This window comes from Candidatus Polarisedimenticolia bacterium, assembly GCA_036001465.1.
In the GTDB taxonomy this organism is placed as follows: Bacteria; Acidobacteriota; Polarisedimenticolia; order Gp22-AA2; family Gp22-AA2; genus Gp22-AA3.
The window spans coordinates 1-14,253 of sequence record DASYUH010000099.1 but is presented as its reverse complement, the minus strand read 5'-3'; the positions used below and the strand labels follow the sequence as shown (position 1 = coordinate 14,253).

General features: G+C 69.2%; 10 protein-coding genes and 1 pseudogene. 7 read left to right on the top strand and 4 right to left on the bottom strand.

Annotated features, from left to right (window positions below; genetic code table 11):
- Nucleotides 1–186 precede the first annotated feature (186 nt).
- On the top strand, nt 187–3,660 hold the full coding sequence (locus VGV60_17375; GenBank protein HEV8703044.1) for a thrombospondin type 3 repeat-containing protein: 3,474 nt from the start codon (nt 187–189) through the stop codon (nt 3,658–3,660).
- Nucleotides 3,661–3,667: 7 nt separating this feature from the next.
- Here the strand turns inward: VGV60_17375 and VGV60_17370 are convergent, their stop codons facing one another.
- Genes VGV60_17370 through VGV60_17360 form a run of 3 tightly spaced genes read right to left on the bottom strand, consistent with a single transcriptional unit; the run spans nt 3,668 to nt 5,049 of the window.
- A complete protein-coding gene (locus VGV60_17370) occupies nt 3,668–4,204 on the bottom strand; it encodes a TerB family tellurite resistance protein (GenBank protein ID HEV8703043.1) in 537 nt (178 codons plus the stop codon).
- Nucleotides 4,205–4,231: 27 nt separating this feature from the next.
- Complete coding sequence (locus tag VGV60_17365) at nt 4,232–4,687, bottom strand: GFA family protein (GenBank protein ID HEV8703042.1); 456 nt, start codon at nt 4,685–4,687, stop codon at nt 4,232–4,234.
- Nucleotides 4,684–5,049, bottom strand: a complete 366-nt coding sequence (locus tag VGV60_17360) for an MmcQ/YjbR family DNA-binding protein (GenBank protein HEV8703041.1) — start codon at nt 5,047–5,049, stop codon at nt 4,684–4,686. Before VGV60_17360 ends, VGV60_17365 begins: the two co-directional genes overlap by 4 nt.
- Nucleotides 5,050–5,127: 78 nt before the next feature.
- Here VGV60_17360 and VGV60_17355 point away from each other — a divergent pair, with 78 nt between their 5' ends.
- The 4 genes and pseudogenes from VGV60_17355 (at nt 5,128) to VGV60_17340 (ending at nt 10,405) form a co-directional block, all read left to right on the top strand.
- On the top strand, nt 5,128–6,999 hold the full coding sequence (locus tag VGV60_17355; protein ID HEV8703040.1) for an amidohydrolase family protein: 1,872 nt from the start codon (nt 5,128–5,130) through the stop codon (nt 6,997–6,999).
- A gap of 115 nt (nt 7,000–7,114) precedes the next feature.
- Nucleotides 7,115–9,214 (top strand): sigma 54-interacting transcriptional regulator, encoded by a 2,100-nt coding sequence (locus tag VGV60_17350; protein ID HEV8703039.1) that lies wholly within the window; start codon nt 7,115–7,117, stop codon nt 9,212–9,214.
- A 63-nt stretch (nt 9,215–9,277) separates the two neighbouring features.
- Nucleotides 9,278–9,688, top strand: a pseudogene (locus VGV60_17345) (anti-sigma regulatory factor).
- Between the two features lie 333 nt (nt 9,689–10,021).
- Nucleotides 10,022–10,405, top strand: coding sequence for an RNA-binding protein (locus VGV60_17340; protein HEV8703038.1), 384 nt, complete (start codon nt 10,022–10,024; stop codon nt 10,403–10,405).
- Nucleotides 10,406–10,506: 101 nt separating this feature from the next.
- Here the strand turns inward: VGV60_17340 and VGV60_17335 are convergent, their stop codons facing one another.
- Nucleotides 10,507–12,351: a uroporphyrinogen decarboxylase family protein gene (locus tag VGV60_17335; GenBank protein ID HEV8703037.1), complete on the bottom strand. Its 1,845-nt coding sequence runs from the start codon at nt 12,349–12,351 to the stop codon at nt 10,507–10,509.
- Between the two features lie 187 nt (nt 12,352–12,538).
- Between VGV60_17335 and VGV60_17330 the strand changes: the two genes are divergently transcribed.
- Together VGV60_17330 and VGV60_17325 are read left to right on the top strand one after the other, a co-directional pair.
- A complete protein-coding gene (locus VGV60_17330) occupies nt 12,539–13,978 on the top strand; it encodes an NAD-dependent malic enzyme (GenBank protein ID HEV8703036.1) in 1,440 nt (479 codons plus the stop codon).
- A gap of 3 nt (nt 13,979–13,981) precedes the next feature.
- The gene (locus VGV60_17325; GenBank protein HEV8703035.1) at nt 13,982–14,182 is read left to right on the top strand and encodes a hypothetical protein; all 201 of its coding nucleotides are present in this window, start codon (nt 13,982–13,984) and stop codon (nt 14,180–14,182) included.
- Nucleotides 14,183–14,253 lie beyond the last annotated feature (71 nt).

Here is a 14,253-nt window from a genome sequence, read left to right as displayed (position 1 = left end):
GCACGACGGACCGATAGCCGCGTTGCATCCACCGAAAAACATGCGCCATCCGGGGAAATAGCCCGGGTTCTGGTTGATTTCTGCTCCGGCCGGCGGACCTTTTGCGTAATCCCTGGAGAAGGGACCAGGCGCCGGACATCCGCCCGGTGGGGCGGGACCGATCCGGGCGTGGCGGGGGGGCACACGATGAACCGGAACATCGGCAGGCGGGTCGGCAGGCTGGTCCTGGCGGTCGCGATCGTCCTGGCGGGGAGCGGGGCCGCGAAGGCGGTCACCTACGACCTGTACCTCTGGCCGTACTGCTTCGACTCGGCCTGCGGGCACGACTCGGTGCAGGACTTCCGCACGTTCGTCTTCGATGCCGTGCAGGAGACGAACCTGGTGTGGCGGAAGTCGGGGATCTCGTTCCGGCCGATCCTCTTCTCGGTGAAGGTGGACGGGTATTACAACGAGACGGAGGGGTGCGCGCCGGGCGTTTCCGAGGTGATCGAGAACCGGCGGCAGCAGTGGCGGACGATGGTGGCGACAGCGTTCCCGCTCTCGATCAACATGCTGATCACCCAGGGTCCGAACATGTGCTGCTCGCACATCCCGCAGGGTCCGATCGGCGGCGATCCGGCGGAGGACGCGTTCCCGAACACGTACGGCATTCTCTGCGACGCGAACAAGGACCGCGGCTCCGAGTACATGGGTCAGGTCTGGGCGCACGAGATGGGGCACCACTGGTGCCTGGTGCACACGTTCACCTGGCAGGACTCGCTGGAGACCGCGCCGAACCCGCCGGACTACGACCTGGACGACTGCTGCGGCGTCAACGACACGGCCCCCGACCCGGGAGTGCTCGAAGACAAGTACGACCCGGACTTCCCGGCCGTCTCCGACGTGAGCTCGAATGGCAGCCTGCGCAACGGCCACGAGTGGTGCGCCGCCACGGAGGTGGCGCTCGGCCCGCTCCTGGTGGACTCGGGAAGCGCGCACCGGAGGTTCTGCTCGGTCTCCTGCGTGCAGCGGCAGAACGGCTCCAACAACCCGCTGAACGTTGGCACCGAGCCGTTCCAGACGATGTCCTACTACGGCTGGCCGTGCTCCGGGCCGTACACGATCAACGGCGTCACCTACGAGCCGTTCTCGAGCGACTCGCTCGACGTGTTCACGACCTGCAAGAATGGGCTCCCCGAGCGCCAGAACCTGCCGGACGTGTGCGCGCCGCGGGGCGGCGACCCCGACCAGGACGGCATCTGCCAGATCGACGACAACTGCCCGAAGCACGCCAACACCTCGCAGGCCGACAGGGACCACGACGGCCAGGGGGACGCGTGCGATCTGTGCCCCGACATTCCGCTGCCGACCGGGGACCTCGACAAGGACGGCAAGGGGGACCTGTGCGACGACGACAAGGACGGCGACGGCTGCAAGAACATCAAGGACCAGCACCCGTCGCAGGGGGAGGTGGTCGTCGGCAGCCACTTCGAGTCGGGGTGCGGGACCGGCACCGAGCCGACCTACGGCTTCGAGGGGGACGACTCGGACGGCGACGGCGCGCGGAACTGCTCGGACGTGGACGACGACAACGACGGAATCTGCGATCAGGGGGGGCCGTACCTGCCGGGCCAGAAGGGGGCGATCGGCATTCCCCCGGGGGGCTGCCAGCCGGGGGTCAACGGCTTCGATCCGTGTCCCATCGAGCCCGGGACGATCTGCGTTCCGTTCGGGGCGCCGATGCCCTGCCCGCCGATCTGGATGGTCTGTCTCGGCGGGGGGTGCGAGGAGTTCTTCCTGGATCTGGTGAGCCTGGTCAATCCCCAGGAGCGCATCCGGTTCGACTCGTTCGAGATCGTCAACCGCAAGCTGTACATCCAGCCGCTGGCCGGGTTCGCCATCTCGCAGTCGGCCCTGGCGCTGCAGGGGGACTTCGCGGCGGTGAACGCGACCGGCGTCGCGGAGCCCGGAGAGGGAGTGGGGGCGGGCGCTGGGGCGACAGCGACCGGCGGAGCGCGGCTCCAGAGGCTCGGCGATCCGGTGCGGCTGGAGATCCGGTCGCGCCGGACCAACCAGCTGGTCGCGATCGTGGCCGAGTACGACGCTTCGCAGGTCCATGCGCGCGAAACGACCCACGGCCAGCTTCTCGAGCTGGCCCCCGTGTCGGACGGCACAGGGGGGCTGACGCTCGACCTCGGGGCCACGTGGGTAAAACCGGGACCGCCCACCACACCACTCGCCGATCTGGATCGCGACACGCTGCCCGACTTCGCGGACAACTGCACGGAGATCGCCAACCCGGATCAGACCGACGCCGACGGCGACGGCTTCGGCAACGCCTGCGACGCCGATCTGGACGGCGACCTGCTGGTGACCCCCTTCGACGTCGCCGCGGTGAATGACTGCGACCGGGCCGACCTGTCACTGACCTTTCCCCTCACCGAGCCCAGGACCATCGGCGGCGGCGATCGCTTTCCGCCCAGCCCGGTCCTCCTCGATCTGGCGCGCCGCTGCGGTGCGGCCGACCTGGACGGGAACCGGATCGTGGATTCCGCAGACTCCCTCCTCGCCGAGGGGATGCTCGATCGGCCGCCGGGCCCCTCGGGGTTCCAGGCGGTGGACCAGGGATGCGGCCCGACCCCCTGCGACGACGGCCAGCCGTGCACCCACGACTACTGCGAGCCGGAGAGCGGGTCCTGCCAAAGCGTGCAGCGGACCTGCGACGACGGGGACCCCTGCACGGTGGACCTGTGCGACGATGAGACCGGCCAGTGCATCTTCTCCCCCTTGCCGTGCGACGACGGGAACGTCTGCACCCGGGACTTCTGCGACGCCCAGACCGGCAGCTGCCGCCATCTCTCCGAGCCCGACGGCCTTCCCTGCGACGACGAGAGCATCTGCACGGAGTTCGATGCCTGCCAGAGAGGCTTGTGCGCCGGGGTTCCGCTGGTCAGCTGCGACGACCGGAACCCGTGCACCCTCGATGGCTGCGATCCGGCGACCGGCGCCTGCCTGAGCGTGTCCTTGGGGTGCGACGACGGCAACCCCTGCACCCGCGACTCCTGCGACGGGCGGCTGGGCGGCTGCGTCCACGCCAACGAGCCCAACGGCATGGCGTGCGACGACGGCAACTATTGCACCGAGGAGGACACCTGCTTCGCGGGGACCTGCATCCCCGCCGGCCCGGCCGACTGCGACGATCGGAATCCCTGCACGAGCGACACCTGCGACCCGGCCACCGGGCTCTGCCGCAACGATCCGGTCGGCTGCGACGACGGCGACCCCTGCACGGCCGACCACTGCGAGCCGGCGACCGGTGGCTGCCTGCACGTCCCGGTGGCCCTGGCCGAGGTGCCCGACCTCGGGTTCACCCAGCCGGTAACCCTCGAGTGGATCGCCACGCCGGCGGCGACCCACTGGAACAGCTACCGCGGCACCATCCCGCGCCTGGGCGGACTCGGCAGCCGTCCCGCCGCTCTGCGCTACGACCATGTCTGCTTCGAGAACGCCGACTTCATGGCCAACGGCCCGACGCGCTCGATCGACCTGGCCGACCCGTATTACGGGACGGCGTTCTACTACCTGGCGAGCGGGGAGGGGATCTGCGGCGAGGGGACGCTGGGGTTCGACTCGTCGTCGGCCGAGCTGCCGAATCTTTCCCGCTGCCCGACGCCCCCCTAGGCGCCGCTCAGCTCCGCTTCTTGAGGACGGCGAGGTAGTCCCGCCAGGCGGAGCGGGACTTGATGAAGTCCTCGTGCGTGAGGCGCAGCTCGCTGGCGATGCGGCGGATTTCGTTGTCCTCGACGACGCTGATCGATTCGTCCGAGGCGGAGACGCTGAACAGGCATTGCAGGAGCGCCAGCTTCTGGTCGTGGCTGGCGATCCGGTTGAACTCCCGGGTCACCAGGTAGTTCTCGGTGCCGCCGAACAGCGCGTGCTGCGTCTTGGCCATCTGCACCACGAGGATCGCCTGCTCCGGCGTCAGGCTCCCCTGATCCACCAGGAGCCGCTCCATCTCGGCCCCCTCCGTCTCGCTGATCACCAGGTCGGCGCGGGCCACGCGCCCGAGGATGTAGGCAAACGCGGCCAGAAACCGCGCCCGGTCCGGTTCCAGGAGATCCAGGGCCCGGATGATCGCGCGCACGCTCTCGGTCTCGGCCGACGGCGGCACGGCCGGGCCGCCAGCCCCCGCCTCTCCGAACCCGAGGAACTTCAGGATCGACACGAGTCCGTCCTCATCCGGCGCGCCGGGCTACCGGCGCGGCTTGGGTGTCGCCGCGGGGGACCAGCCCTCGGCATACTGCGGCAGGTCGTCGGTGATCGCGTCCCAGGACGCCATCGAGTCGACCCACATGCGGAACTGGGGGCGCATGCCCGGGTCGCCGTCGAGCGCGCCGAACCGGATGGCGACCTCGGGGCCTCCCGGATAGGCCCCGCCGAACAGGCTCGATCCGCAGACCGAGCAGAACGCCTTGACGGCGGCGTCCGGGGCCGCCTTGAAGGTGCGCACCAGATCCTCGCCGGCCACGACGCGGAGGTTTTCCCGAAGGACCCGCCCCTGGGTCGAGGCGCCGGCCCCCGAATGCTTGCGGCAGCGCGAGCAATGGCAGTGGCTGGCGCGCAGGAACGGGCCGCGGATTTCGAAGCGGACCCCGCCACACAGGCAGGAGCCGGTCAGCATCTTCTCGTCGTCGTTTCGTGGGGTCATCGGGCTTTTCTCCGGGCCCTGGCTCGGGGCTTGGGGCGGTTCTTTGCGATGAGGCCGTAGCTCTCGTGAATCAACCCCCGCACCCGCTTCCAATCGTCGATACGGGACGCGTCCATCGAGACCCAGCCATGCCGGCCGACGTAGGGGGCCGGCCAGAAGCGCTCGTCGGTCACGATCATCTCGGCATGGTCCCGCTCGAGCTTGAACCCGATCGTGGGGGTTCCCTTCTCCCTGCCGTAGCCGCAGAAGATCTTCTCGCCGACGCGGAAATGGGGCTCGCCCCAGGTGAGAGTCTCCCTGGTGTCGGGCAGGGCCAGGCAGATCTTCCGCAGCCGCGATAGGACCGCATGGCTCGATTTCATGCGCCAGCCTCCGGCTCGCCAGCTCCCCCGCTCCGGGGTGATGCTACGATAGCGCGCCTCAATCAGGATGGGGGGATCATGCGCCACTTCAACCTGCTTCGTCCAGCGCTTCCGGCCCTCGGTCTCCTCGCGCTTCTGACACCCATCGCCCGGGCGGCCGCACCGGTCGGCGAGCAGGCGGCGACCGGCGAGAAAGTGGCAATCAGCGACCGCGCGGCGACGGGCGACATCGAGGCGGCGCGGGCACTGTTCCAGAACAACCTGGACGCGATCCGGAAGCGCGACCGGGAGGCCTACCTGGCGTGCTACCTCAACGCCGACACGCTGGCCCGGACCGGGTTCGAGGGGGCCCAGCTGGGGTACGACGCGCTGGCCAAGGAGGCGGGGGAGGAGTGGCCCGACCTCTTCGAGGGGCTCGACCTGCAGCTCGTGCCGATCCGTCCCGGGATGGTGTACGGGACGTACCGCTACCGGGTGCGCTATGGGGCGCAGGAGGATTCGGGCATCTCCGAGCGCTTGTTCGTCAAGGACCCCGGAGCCGGCTGGAAGATCGCAGTCAGCACCGCCTTCTCGGCCCCCCCGGGCGTCCCTCCTCCACCGCGGGCGCTGGTCGGAGCGACCCTGGTCGACGGGACCGGCGCCCCGCCGGTTCCCGACGCGGTCGTGATCCTGCGCGGGGGGAAGATCGATTGCGCCGGCACGCGGGCCCAGTGCCCTCCGCCGAAGGGGGTCGACGTCCTGGACTTGAAGGGGACCTGGATCACGCCGGGAATCGTCGACGCGCACGTGCATTTCTCGCAGACTGGCTGGGCCGACGGGCGGCCCGATTTCATCGACGTCCGCGATCGCTATCCCTACGAAGAGGTCCAGGCGGGGCTGCACGCCCACCCGGAGCGCTTCCTGCGGTCGTATCTCTGCTCGGGAGTGACGTCGGTCTTCGACGTCGGCGGCTACCCCTGGACGTGGGAGCTGAGGACGCGGGCCGCCGCCGACCCTCTGGCGCCGCGCGTGGCCGCAGCGGGGCCGCTCCTGTCCACGCTCGATTTCTGGCTGAACCTGCCGGCCGAGAGGCAGTTCATCTACCTCGGCACCGAGGAGGACGCGCGGGCCGGCGTGCGCTACCTCGCGGCCCACGGGGCCGACGCGGTCAAGGTTTGGTTCATCCCGGTCGCCGCGCGGAACTTCGACGACATGGCGAAGGCGGTCCTGGCGGCGGGGGAGGAGGCCCGCGCCCGGAAGATCCCGCTCATCGTCCACGCCACGGGGCTCAAGGAGGCGACGGTGGCGCTGCGCGCCGGGGCGTCGCTCCTGGTGCACAGCGTCGGGGACGTCCCGGTCGACCCGGAGTTCCTGCGCCTCGCGAAGGAGAAGCAGACGATCTACTGCCCGACCCTGACCGTCGTGGACGGCTACCGGCGGCTGCGCGAGGCGGCCGTCGGCAGGAAGGCGCCCGCGGTCGACGATCCGAACGGCTGCGTCGACCCCGACACCCTGGCCCGGGTCGCCGAGAGCGCCCGGATCATGATGGAGGGGGACGACCCGCAGGCTGCCGAGAGGCGCCGGAAGAACATCGAGACCTTCGCCAGGGTCGGTCCGGCCAACCTCAAGGCGGTGCGCGACGCCGGCATCACGATCGCCATGGGGACCGACGCCGGCAACCCGTTGACCCTGCACGGCGCGTCGATCTATGCCGAGATGGAGGCGATGCAGGCGGCCGGGATGACTCCGATGGAGGTGCTGGTCGCCTCGACGCGCTCGGGGGCGATGGCGATGCACCGGCAGGATCAGATCGGCACGGTCGAGAAGGGAAAGCGGGCGGATCTTCTGGTCCTGGGGGCCGATCCGACCCGGGACATCAAGAACGTCCGCCAGATCCGCAGCGTCGTCAGGAACGGCAAGGTGCGCGCGCAGTCCGAGCTGCGGCCCGCAGCCACGTCCCGGACGCCCTAGGAGTGCGGCCCAGGACGCGGGCAGGCTCAGGGGCCGGAACGCGCCCGGGCCCTTCTTCCGCCGGCGTGGTAAAATGCACCGTCCATCCCGCCACGAAGTGGAAGGAGTTGCGATCGTGGGGAACGGCCCTCCCGGCATCGATAACGACTTGCGGAGCCACACCCAGGTCCTGCAGCCTGCCGGCGCCGCTCCGGTGGAGCCCGGTCCCCTGGCCGGGGCGTTGAGCCGCATCGCGCGGATCGTCTCGGAGACGCTGGAGCTGAAGGAGGTCTTCGAGCGCGTGGCCGAGGCCGCCGCCACGGTCCTCCCCTTCGACAACATGGGAGTGTCGCGGCTCGAGACGCCGGAGACCATGCGGCTCTATGCCAAGGCGGGGACCATGAACCACGAGGGGCACGCGCCGGTCGTGCGGCTCCAGGATTTTTCCCCGCTGATGCGGTCGGGTCCGGGGTCCGCGGGCCGGATCGACGACGCGGCCCTGCTGCTCGACCCCACCTTCCCCATGGACCGCAGCATCCTGGAGCGCGGGGTCCGATCGATCCTCAGGGCGCCCCTGACCCGGGGCGGGGAATTCATCGGCAGCGTCTGGTTCACCTCGGAGCGCCCGGGGGCGTTCACCGCCGATCACGAGACGGCGATCCAGCCGATCGCCGACCTGCTCGGCCTGGCCCTGGAGCACGAGCGCCTCTGGAGCCTGGAGGCGGATCGCCGGCGCCGCCTGGACGCGATCGATTCGCTTTTGCCGATGCTGGCCGGGACGCTGGACGTGCGCGGCATCTTCAACCGGGTCTCGGAGACCGTGCAGCCGGTCCTGCCACACGACCGCCTCGTGCTGACTTCCCTCAGCGCCGACCAGAGCGAGATCACCGTCGATGCGATCTCCGGCGAGCCGATCCCGGGCCTGCCGACCCGGATGCCGGCGTCGGACGCGCCGGACTGCCCCCAGGGAGCGGAATACGTCCTCATCCCGGACGTCGAGGCGCAGTCGGAGAAGTGCGCCGGCCCCCGTCCCGGCTGCCGGCAGCTCGGCATTCGATCCCTCCTCAAGATTCCTCTGCGGGTCGACGGCGGCCGCGGATGGCTGCTCTTCCTGTCGCGCTCCCCGGGCCGGTATTCGGAGGAGGACGTGGTCGTGGCGCGCCGGGTGGCCGACCACGTGAGCCTGGCGCTCTCCCACCAGCGCCTCGCCGAAGAGGAGAAGCGTGCGACGGAGGCGCGGGAGCGCGCCACCCACCTCGAAGAGCGGGTGCAGGCGCTGAAGGCGCAGCTGGACACGACTCTCGGCTATCACCGCGTCATCGGCGACTCCAAGCCCTGGAAGAGCGCCCTGACCCAGGCGGCCAAGGTGGCGCCGACCGAGACGACCGTCCTGCTCACCGGCGAGTCCGGGACCGGTAAGGAGGTCGTGGCCCGGTTCATCCACCGGGGCTCGCCGCGATCCGGCGGTCCCTTCGTGGGGCTCAATTGCGCGGCGCTGCCGGAGACGCTCCTCGAGTCGGAGCTCTTCGGCCACGAGAAGGGGGCGTTCACCGGCGCGGTCGGTGCCAAGCCCGGACTCGTCGAGCTGGCCGACGGCGGCACGCTCCTGCTCGACGAGATCGGCGAGCTGGAACCGGACAGCCAGGTGAAGCTTCTGCGCGCCCTCGAGGCCGGCACCTTCTTCCGCGTGGGCGCGATCCGACCGCGGCGGGTGGACGTCCGGCTCGTGGCGGCGACCAACCGCGACCTCGCCGAGGCGATGAAGGCGGGTGAGTTCCGCCAGGATCTGTACTACCGGATCAACACGATCACGATCAGGCTGCCGCCCCTCCGGGAGCGCCGCGAGGATATCGCGCTCCTGGCCGGTCACTTCGTCGCGGCCCACGCGACCTACGGTGCCAGGCAGCTCGGTCCTCGCACCCTCGCCGTGCTCGAGGAGTACGCGTGGCCCGGGAACGTCCGCGAGCTGCTCCACGCGATCGAGCGGGCCGCGATCCTCTCGAAGGCCGAGGAGATCCAGCCCGAGGACCTGCCGCCGGAGCTCCTTGGCACGCCGTCGACCCCGGCCGTGTCGTCAGCGGCGAGCCTCCAGGCGATGGAGCGCCAGCACATCGTCGCGACGCTGCGCGAGGTCGGCGGTCACCGGGGCAAGGCTGCGGCGCTGCTCGCCATCGACCCGAAGACGCTCTACCGAAAGCTGATCGCGTACGGGATCAAGCCGGAGGAATTTCGTTAGGAAAATCCGTCGGTTCGAGCTAAGCTCATGCGGCTGCCGTGCGAGACGGGAGGTTACCGGGACATGAAGGACGCGCTCATCGCCGGTGAGGTGCGGGTGCCCATCGGCTCCGACACGGATATCGTCGCGGTCCGTCAGAACGGGCGCGACGTGGCTTCCCAGTGTGGCTTCCGCTCCACCGACGTCGCCGTCGTCGCGACGGCGATCTCGGAGCTGGCGCGGAATATCGTCCGCTACGCGACGCGCGGCGAGATCGTGCTCAGGCTGGTCGACGACAGCGGCAAGCGGGGCGTCGAGGTCCTGGCCGCCGACGCCGGGCCCGGGATCCCCGACGTCGCGCTGGCCATGCGGGAGGGATTCTCCACCTCCGGCGGCCTCGGGCTGGGCCTGCCGGGCGTCCGACGGATCATGGACGAGTTCGAGATCAGCTCCGTGCTGGGCCGGGGCACGACGGTGACCGCCCGAAAGTGGATCGGCGTGAATTCGGAGCCGCCCGAGCTCGACGACTGGCTCGGCCGATTCGGACGAGCATGGGCTCGGGGAATCGCGAGGGAACACGCCCCACGCCGTCATCGAACCTCGAGCCCGCCCGGGCCCTCGGCCTGATCGTGGCGCTCGCGGACATTTGGTCCGGGCGGGACAGGGACGTCGCGCGCGACCGCTCCCGTGCTTCGTCTCTTGCGCGCTCCGGCTGCGCGTGTACACTGGGACCTGTCGGCCGGATCGGCCGAATCTCGCCTCCGACGCAACGTATCTTCCGGTTCGCGGGGCGTGTACGACCAGCGGAAGAAGTTCGAGGGGGTTCACATGGCGTCCAAACTGTATATCGGCGGTCTTGCGTACTCGACGACGAGCGACGGACTTCGTGAGTTCTTCAGCCAGTCTGGGAACGTTCTGTCAGCCACCGTGATCACCGACCGCTTCTCGGGGCAATCGCGTGGCTTCGGCTTCGTCGAGATGGCGACGGCGGAAGAGGCGCAGAACGCGATCAGTCAGCTCAACGGGCGGGAGTTCGACGGCCGGAAGATCACGGTCGAGATCTCCAACCCACAGGGCCAGCGCAGCGGCGGCGGGCCACGGCCTGGCGGCAAGGGCCCGGGCGGCGGACGTGGTCCGGGCGGGGGTCGGGGCCCGGGCGGCGGGCGCGACAGCGGCTACGCCCACCGGCCGTCGAAACCCGTCAAGTGGTAGTGCCGATCGCCTGATTGATCCCGGTTCGAGCGGCGGCTTTGCCGCCGCAACCGATCCTGGGGGAGGTTTCGGAGGGGGCCGTAACGTCCGCCCCCTCCGACTTAGAAGATCCGGTCGTAACGTCCGTGCTCGCGCGCCGTGTCCATGAACCATCGCACGGCGTCGGGATCCGAGCGCGGTGGGATCTCGCACGATGTGGACAGGATGAACGCCGAGGACCTCGCCGCCGTATCGATACAGCGCCGGACGTCGGCCTCCATCGCCTCCTTGGTCGTCTTCTCGAACTTCGTCGCGTCCACGTTGCCGATCGCGACGGCACGCCCGCGTGACACCTCCGTGAACCGCCGGAGCTGGTCCACGTAGAGCTTCGGGTCGGCCTGCTGGTCGAGGTCGAACGAGACCGTCGTGAAGCCGCAGGCGATCAGATCCTCGTAAATCGGATACGTCGTCCCACAGATGTGCGTCGTCACGCCGACCTTCTTGGCCTTGAAGTACTCGACCAGCTCTTTGTGGTAGGGCGCGACGAAGTCCCGGTAATTGTCGGGCGAGATCAGGCTGATCGAGGCGGTGGGCTCCGAGAAGCTGAGCCCGATGCCCGTCTTCGCGATCGCGTCACCCCAGAGCTTGCAGAAGTCGGTCGTGACCCGCATCAGGTCATGGATGAACTTCGGGTCCTCGAACGTGTCGAGGAGCATTGTCTCGGGGTTCCGGAGCAGCATCGCGATCGTCCACGGTCCCACGGCCACCGCGCCGATCGCCGTCGGGGGCTTCGCCTTCACGAGCGCCTCGCACTGCTCGAGGAATCCGGGGAGGCGCGCCGTCTTGGACGGATCGGGCATCGCGAGCTTCGCGAGCAGGGCCTTGTCGTCCTGGAGGACGTGCCGGTCGATGGACGGCACGACATAGTCCGAGTACTTCACGTGGCATCCGAAGGCTTCGGCTTCTTTGGCCAGATCGTTGTAGGCCAGCACGACATCGGGTTCATAGCGCTCGTAGTAGTTCAGCATCGCCGTGATCGCCTTCGGGACGTTCGTGCAGTACTCCTCGATCGAGAGGCCGTCGAGGGTGCCGGCGAACGAGGCGACGATCGGGTAGACCGGCACGCGGTCGGCGAACGAGCGCTTGTACGCGGCGACGACGCGCTCGCGGGGCGTGTAGTGGGCGCGGCCGTGCTCCACGTCCCAGACGCGGTTGGCCTCCATGTACCGGGACGGGAGCTTGGCCTCGTACTCCATGAACTGCGTGATCGGGTACCGGATCCCGCCCGCGTGCGTGCCTTTCAGGCCCTCGATGATCTCCTCCATCTGGCCCCAGGGAATGGTGAACGCCATCTCGTGATCCTGAGTCTGGCCGAAGATCCGGTCGCCCGAGCACGGGAGGATGAGCTGCGGCGCGTCGGTGCGCAGCGTCGTCACGATGATCTCCGAGCAATCGATGCGACCGCCGAAGGAGGAGGTGAGCTTCCCGCCGCGCTTCCAGAGTGCCGCCTGGGTGAGGCGCATGACTTGAGCCGGGTTGGCGTAGATGCAGACGAGGTGCGGCTCGAACGGCGTGCGGTCGAGCGGCGCGACCAGGAGGCAGGCGTATTCGCCGGGTGCGAACCGGTCGACGGCGGCTTCGGAGCGCTCCCCGGCCGTCTTCGTCGCCGTGTACATGCCTTCGCAGAGCGTCCCGGAGCTGTGGAGATGCGTCGGCTTCTCGAAGCCGAGGGCCGCGATGCCGAGGGAGCAGATGTGATCCTCGCGGGTGAGCGCGATCATCCAGCCGTACCGCCGGGCCATGTCGATGACCTGGCAGTTCATGCTGAGCTTCTTGAAGTCGCGCGCGGGCCGCTTCGCTTTCTCGGGGATCTCCTCACCGGGCTTGAGCATCCGGATCGCTACGGGGAACGTCTGGGGCCGGATGTAGAACTGCAGCTCCCGGTCGGCGGTCTTGACGTCGATCATGGGTAGCCTCCGCGTCCGAGCCTACTACCGCCTGTACAGAGCCGCAATGCACCTCGCTGCCCGCCGCCCACGGCTCCGACCGGCCTCGCGGACCCGACTGTTGTAGAATACCGCGCACTCGTGGCGGGTGTTGCCCGCCGCGTCAAGACCGGGAAGGGATGAGGGCACCCGGTCGGGGAGGCTCCGCATGCAGGCTCCAAGCGCCAGCTACAGCATCACGGTCCGGCTCGAGATCGTGAACAAGCCCGGGATGCTCGGCCGGGTCACCTCGGCGATCGGCAAGGCGGGCGGCGACATCGGCGCCATCGACCTGGTCGTCGTCGGCAAGTCGACGATCACGCGCGACATCACCTTCAAGGCGAGCGACGAGTCGCACGGCCAGCAGGTCGTCGACGGGATCCGGGCGGTCGAGGGGGCGAAGGTCGTCAACGTCTCGGACCGCACGTTCCTCATGCACCTGGGCGGGAAGATCGAGGTGCGGGGCAAGATGAGCGTCAAGACCCGCGACGACCTCTCCATGGCCTACACGCCGGGCGTGGCGCGGGTCTGCATGGCCATCCACCACGACCCGGAGAAGGCGTACGCGCTGACGATCAAGCAGAACACCGTGGCCGTCGTCACCGACGGCACCGCCGTGCTCGGCCTCGGCGACATCGGCCCGAGCGCCGCCCAGCCGGTGATGGAGGGAAAGGCGCTCATCTTCAAGGAGTTCGCCGGCGTGGACGCCTTCCCGATCTGTCTGGCGACCAAGGACGTGGACGAGATCGTCGCGATCGTGAAGGCCATCTCGCCGGTCTTTGGTGGGATCAACCTGGAGGATATCTCCGCGCCGCGGTGCTTCGACATCGAGGAAAAGCTCCAGCGCGACCTCGACATCCCCGTGTTCCACGACGACCAGCACGGCACCGCGGTCGTGGTCCTCGCCGCGCTCCTGAACGCGCTCAAGATCGTGAAGAAGCGCCTGACCGATGCGCGCATCGTGTTCACCGGCGCCGGCGCGTCCGGCATCGCGACCGCGAAGCTCCTCATGCGCGCGGGTGCCAAGCACATCATCGCCTGCGACCGCGCGGGCGCGCTCTACCGGGGTCGCGTGGACAACATGAACCCGATGAAAGAGTGGTTCGCGAAGCACACCAACGAGAAGAAGGTCCGCGGAACCGCGGGCGACGCGCTCCAGGACGCCGATGTCTTCGTCGGCCTCTCGGGCCCGGGCGTCGTCGCCCTCAAGGACATCAAGGCCATGAACCGTGACCCGATCGTCTTCGCCATGGCCAACCCGGTTCCGGAGATCCAGCCCGAGGAGGCCGGCCCGTACGTACGGGTCATGGCCACCGGGCGGTCGGACTATCCGAACCAGATCAACAACTCGTGCTGCTTCCCCGGACTCTTCCGCGGGTTGCTCGACGTACGCGCGCGGCGGGTGAACGACGAGATGAAGCTCGCGGCCGCGCAGGCGCTGGCGGCGATCGTGACGCGCGAGGAGCTCGGCGTGGAATACATCACGCCCTCGATGTTCGACAGCCGGGTCGTGCCCGCCGTGGCCGCCGCCGTCTCGGAAGCGGCCATCCGGACCGGCGTCGCCCGGCGCAAGTCGCGCGGCGCGACCGGTGGAGGGGCTTCGCGCTAGACCGTGACGGCCAAGGAGCTGCTCGCCACCTGCTTCGTCCTCTTCGGCGCGCTCCTCGTCTGGCCGCTCCTGAGTATCCCGAACCGACTGGTGCTGATCGCCGGCGCCCCCGCGCTGGTGCTCTACCTCTTCGCTGTGTGGGCAGCCATCGTCGGCGTGCTGGTGTGGGCCTCCCATCGATCCCGGGGTGAGGACGCCGCGTGACGTGGCAGTCGCAGACACCGATCGTCGGCATCGTCCTCGCGTATCTGTGCTTCCTCTTCATCGTCGCCGCG

Bases quoted from the DNA above. Each gene is read 5' to 3' on its own strand.
- VGV60_17375 (HEV8703044.1), top strand. From the start codon at position 187: ATGAACCGGAACATCGGCAGGCGGGTCGGCAGGCTGGTCCTGGCGGTC.
- VGV60_17365 (HEV8703042.1), bottom strand. From the start codon at position 4,687: ATGACCCCACGAAACGACGACGAGAAGATGCTGACCGGCTCCTGCCTG.
- VGV60_17360 (HEV8703041.1), bottom strand. From the start codon at position 5,049: ATGAAATCGAGCCATGCGGTCCTATCGCGGCTGCGGAAGATCTGCCTG.
- VGV60_17355 (HEV8703040.1), top strand. From the start codon at position 5,128: ATGCGCCACTTCAACCTGCTTCGTCCAGCGCTTCCGGCCCTCGGTCTC.
- VGV60_17340 (HEV8703038.1), top strand. From the start codon at position 10,022: ATGGCGTCCAAACTGTATATCGGCGGTCTTGCGTACTCGACGACGAGC.
- VGV60_17335 (HEV8703037.1), bottom strand. From the start codon at position 12,351: ATGATCGACGTCAAGACCGCCGACCGGGAGCTGCAGTTCTACATCCGG.
- VGV60_17330 (HEV8703036.1), top strand. From the start codon at position 12,539: ATGCAGGCTCCAAGCGCCAGCTACAGCATCACGGTCCGGCTCGAGATC.